This is a genomic window from Mycobacterium sp., from assembly GCF_052145595.1.
Lineage (GTDB): Bacteria > Actinomycetota > Actinomycetes > Mycobacteriales > Mycobacteriaceae > Mycobacterium.
In genome coordinates, this window is sequence record NZ_JBKQOI010000122.1 from 1 (window position 1) to 4,471 (window position 4,471).

The 4,471-nt window shown below is 65.6% G+C and carries 5 protein-coding genes and 1 pseudogene; 3 read left to right on the top strand and 3 right to left on the bottom strand.

Annotated features, from left to right (window positions below; translation table 11 throughout):
- Window positions 1-1,112 (top strand): annotated as a pseudogene (locus tag ACLP4W_RS10730) (ATP-binding protein); the annotation flags it as partial.
- Here the strand turns inward: ACLP4W_RS10730 and ACLP4W_RS10735 are convergent.
- Window positions 1,109-1,327, bottom strand: coding sequence for a hypothetical protein (locus tag ACLP4W_RS10735; RefSeq protein WP_442386113.1), 219 nt, complete (start codon window positions 1,325-1,327; stop codon window positions 1,109-1,111). The pseudogene ACLP4W_RS10730 and the gene ACLP4W_RS10735 sit on opposite strands and share 4 nt — an antisense overlap.
- A 123-nt stretch (window positions 1,328-1,450) precedes the next feature.
- On the opposite strand from ACLP4W_RS10735, the gene ACLP4W_RS10740 reads away from it, so the two are divergent.
- On the top strand, window positions 1,451-1,651 hold the full coding sequence (locus ACLP4W_RS10740) for a hypothetical protein (RefSeq protein WP_442386114.1): 201 nt from the start codon (window positions 1,451-1,453) through the stop codon (window positions 1,649-1,651).
- 15 nt (window positions 1,652-1,666) lie between these two features.
- Here the strand turns inward: ACLP4W_RS10740 and ACLP4W_RS10745 are convergent, their stop codons facing one another.
- Complete coding sequence (locus ACLP4W_RS10745; RefSeq protein ID WP_442386115.1) at window positions 1,667-3,214, bottom strand: molybdopterin-dependent oxidoreductase; 1,548 nt, start codon at window positions 3,212-3,214, stop codon at window positions 1,667-1,669.
- A gap of 138 nt (window positions 3,215-3,352) precedes the next feature.
- On the bottom strand, window positions 3,353-3,697 hold the full coding sequence (locus ACLP4W_RS10750) for a DoxX family protein (protein WP_442386116.1): 345 nt from the start codon (window positions 3,695-3,697) through the stop codon (window positions 3,353-3,355).
- Between the two features lie 233 nt (window positions 3,698-3,930).
- Here ACLP4W_RS10750 and ACLP4W_RS10755 point away from each other — a divergent pair.
- On the top strand, window positions 3,931-4,471 hold a 541-nt coding region (locus ACLP4W_RS10755), incomplete at its 3' end, for an adenylate/guanylate cyclase domain-containing protein (RefSeq protein ID WP_442386117.1).

Genomic DNA, 4,471 nt, shown 5'->3' on the forward strand with positions numbered 1-4,471 from the left:
TGTGGGACAGCCCCCGCCAGCGGGAAGCCTACGACTGGGTCACCATCGAGTTCGCCAATCTCCGCGCCGCGTTTCGGTGGGCCGCCGACCACGGCGACCTCGACGCCGCCGCCGCCATCGCCACCTATGCGGGGTTGCTCGGCTATCTGGTCCACAATTATGAACCGATAGCCTGGGCTGAAGAGCTGATCGAGCCCGCCCGCGCGGTCGACCACCCCCGGCTGGCGACCCTGTATGTGATTGCGTCGCGGTGCTTCACGACCGGACGGATCGAGGCGGCTGTCGGCTATTGCGACGCCGGGCAGATCGTTGTCGGCAGGAGCCGCGATGCGCTGCCGTACGGCATCGAGGGCGTGCTTGGAGTTGTATACCTAACCATCGGGCAGCCCGAGCGGTTGGCCGAGTTGTGCCGCGCCCAGCTCGCACGCCGCCGCGACAACGATGTGCACCTCCGGGCATGGCTGGTTAGCGCCCTTGCATTGGCCGGTTCCGGTGGGGAGGCGATGGATTCCGCGGATGGCCTGATCGAGGCCGCGGAGGCAACAGGCAACCCGCACTTGCTCGCCTTGGCGCTCGGTACCTACGGTTTGGCTTTCCGCGACGCGGACCCCGTCGGGGCGCTTAACGCGGCCGGCCGGGGTCTGGTGATCGCTCAAGACAGCGGCAACCGCACCATCGCGTCAACCCTGGCGAACACTCTGGCACGACTTGAGGCCGAACACGGCGACCCGGTGGCCGCGCTCGATCACCTCACTCTGGCGATCCGCAACTACCACAATGCGGGCGACACCACGACGATCCGCGTCCCGCTGGCCGTCCTCGCCGCTCTTTTCGACCGGCTCGGACGCTACGAACCTGCGGCCACCATCGCCGGGTTCGCGGTCGGTGCCATGACTGAGCGGGCTTTCCCTGAATTCACCGCCGCGATCGCCCACCTCCGCGACATCCTCGGCGCGGCGACCTACGAATCGCTCGCCCACAAGGGTGAAACGATGACCACCGCCGCCATCGCGACCTACGCCTACGACCAAATCGACCAGGTCCGAACAGAGCTGAACGCGGTCTCGAAATGGACGAGTTTCGAGGGTCTCAAAAGTCGCTCGCAGCGCTAGGGCGTAACCACCCAGCCCAGGTAGGCCACCCCGGCCGCGTGGACGATGACATCGGCGTCGGTCGGGGTGATGGTGCTGTTGGCGTTGGTGCGGATGTAGTTGCTCTCGGAATCCGGTTCGACGCCACTAACGAGGTCATTGGCTATCGCCCTGCCGACCCTAGCCTCAGCAGCGGGACCATCGGCGTCGACAGCGGCTGTGGCCGAGGGTGCCAAAGCTAGCCCTATAGCACCGGCATTACAGGCGATCCAGCCGACTATGCGAAATCCTTGGAATCAGTCATGGCCTGCGCGGTCTGCTGGGTGCGACATCCCCTCTCCGGCGCTTAGGATCCCTGTATGAGAAGGGCTTTCGTCGTTACATTCGCGGTCGGGTTGATCGTCGCACTGTTCGGTCTGATCTGGGCGCTCCAGGGATTCGGAGTGCTTGGTGGTAGCCCGATGAGCAACACCACGACCTGGTCGATCATTGGTCCGATCACGGTGCTGATCGGCATCGTGATTGCGGTATTCAGTTGGCGGAAACTCTCTTCGAAATAGTGCTGCAATAGTGCGTCATGTCTGCGCCACGGTGAAGTCCACCGTGTGCCAGCCGGTGGCGCCGTCGGGGACGGTACCAACGTGATCTGCGGTTTGGGTAGCCCCGGTGTTGTCGGTGGCGCGCACGGTAATCGTGTGTTTCCCAGGGCTTTTCGCCTGCCAGGGCAAGCTCCACAACCGCCACGTCTCGTTGGAATAGCTCGCGCCCAGTTCAGCGGGCTGCCACACGCCATCGTCGATGCGGACCTCCACGAGCCGCACGCCACGATTCTGTGCCCACGCGACACCGCCAAACACCACGGGCCCCATCGGGACCTTCTGACCACCTTTCGGCACGTCGATGCGCGACTCGGTCTTGATGGGTGCACGCGGTGCCCAGCCTTGCCGGGTCCAGTAGGCCTCTGTTCTGTCAAAGCGGGTCAGCTCCATCTCGACGACCCACTTGGTGGCCGACACGTACCCGTAGAGACCAGGTACTACCAGCCGGGCGGGGTAGCCATGCTCGATCGGCAGCGGCTGACCGTTCAGGCCGACCGCCAGGAGCGCGTCGCGGCCATCGGTGAGTGCCTCTACTGGCGTGCCGGCGGTGAACCCGTCGATCGATGTCGAGAGCACCATATCGGCGTCCGCGCGCACACGAGCGGCCGCCAGCAGATCGGCCACCCGGTAGCCTGTCCAGACGCCCGTCGAAATCAGGTTTCCCCCAACGGGATTCGACACGCAGGTCAACGTCGTCACCATTTCGACGACGTCGAAGTGGGCGAGGTCGTCGAAGCGGTAGGTGGCTTCGCGGTCCACCATGCCGTGGATGCGCAGCCGCCAGTCGCCGTGGCTGAGTTGGGGAACACTGAGTGCGGTGTCCACCCGGTAAAAGTCGGCGCTGGCGGTGACAAAGCTCGGTAGCGCAACGCCGTTCGGTTGCACATCAGCAGGTATTGGTGGCGCCGATGTGCGCGGACTGGGAAGTGTGAAGCTGTTGCGGTCAGCGGCCACCGAATGCACCAACCGTGTGATGACCGCACCCACCACGCCGCTCACTACTCCGAATCCGAGTAGCCCGAAGATGACCAACGTGCGCCTGCCGGCATCCGGCTCATCGTGGTCGGCTCCGTCTTCCGGGTCTTCCAGGCCGGGCCAGAACCGGCGGGTGAGCAAGCGTAGGGCCGCCACGCCGCAGACGGCGCCCGCGACGGTGGGGATCGTGTCGAGCGCTGTCGCACCCTGCCGCGACAACACTGCGATGCATCCGAGGACGCCCGCCGCGGCGATTGCGGCGCTGCCGAGCGGGCGGCGCTGAGTCTCGAGGCTCCCGGCGATCGCCGCGATCGTGGCGATCGCCACGAGAACGAGGATGGCCAGGAAGAGTTTGTCCAGAGTGCCGAGGGTCTGAATCGCCCACTCTTTGATGGGCCCCGGTGTCAGGTCGACGACCACTGAGCCGATCGCAGCACGCGCATCGGCCCGCGCACCGAACGGGATGTCCACCAGCTGGGCTACCCCGAGCGAGACGGACGCGGCGGCGACCCCGGCGATCATCCGCTCATTCGACGAGGCGACAGCCATCGGAGCTACTGTACTCGCGTTCCCCGCGTTCCCATTGGGGACCGCAAATACCTTGCCGTGCAGGCGAACCGGCGACATCGGCATCCGTCGACCCGCGGCACGGTACTGGCGATCGGGTTCACCGTGCGAACCGTTTGGTCAGGCCGCTTGCAATATGGCGGTCGCGACGGCCAGTCCAAGGCCGATCACCGCTGGCGCTATATCAGCGGCCTTGTCGGCTGCGCGGACGTGAAAAATGATGGCTCCCAACAACAGCAAAGCCAGCCCGACGGCGGCAGCCACGCCGATCGGCGCCCACGCCAGACCCGCCAACACACCGGCGACGCCGGCCAGCTCGAGTAGCCCGATCACGCGCCATTGTGTCGGCTTGACGCCGAGGTGGTCCCTGATTGCCAGCGATTGCCGGACCCCGACTAGCTTGATCAGGCTGGAAAACGTAAAAAGCGCTGCGAGCAAGGCCGTCACGATTACCTCGGCAATCATCACCACACAGTAATGCGCGCCGGTCGCCGCAGGAAGGATGCGATCGTCCTGATGTGCAATTTCCTGTTGTGAGGTGAGCAGCTGACACAGACCCACGTTGCCCGAAACCACAAACGGCCGCCCCCTGCGACCGGCCCGCGACTGCGCACTACGGGTCGGAAGATGACTGCGGCTATCAAGGTCGTCTCAAATGTGACGAGATATGAGAGTGACGTGGGCTTGTGTGACATCCTGTGCGGGTGTCCTCTGGGCACCCGGCTTCGGGCGTAGTGACGTTTTTGTTCACCGATATTGAGGGTTCGACCCGTCGGTGGGAGACCGACGCGGACGCGATGCGGGTGGCGCTGGCCGCCCATGACGAGGTGTTGCGCACGGCGATCGGGGCGTACGGGGGCTGGCTGTTCAAGCACACCGGTGACGGGGTGTGTGCCGCGTTCGCGTCACCCCGATCCGCCGTCGATGCCGCGGTGGCCGCGCAGCTGCAGCTGGAGTTGCCGGTGCGGATGGGGATCTCGACCGGCGAGGCAGAGTTGCGGGGGGCCGACTATTTCGGTGCGGTGCTCAATCGAGCCGCGCGGGTGATGGCCGCCGGGCACGGCGGGCAGATCCTGGTGGCCGATTCGACCGCGGGTCTGCTCAGCGGCGTCGATCTGGTGGATTTGGGGCCGCGGCGGTTGCGGGATCTGCCGACCCCGGTCGGCGTGTTTCAGGTCCGAGCAGAGGGTCTGCACACGGACTTTCCGTCGTTGCGGGCGCTGGATGCGGGTCCGGGGA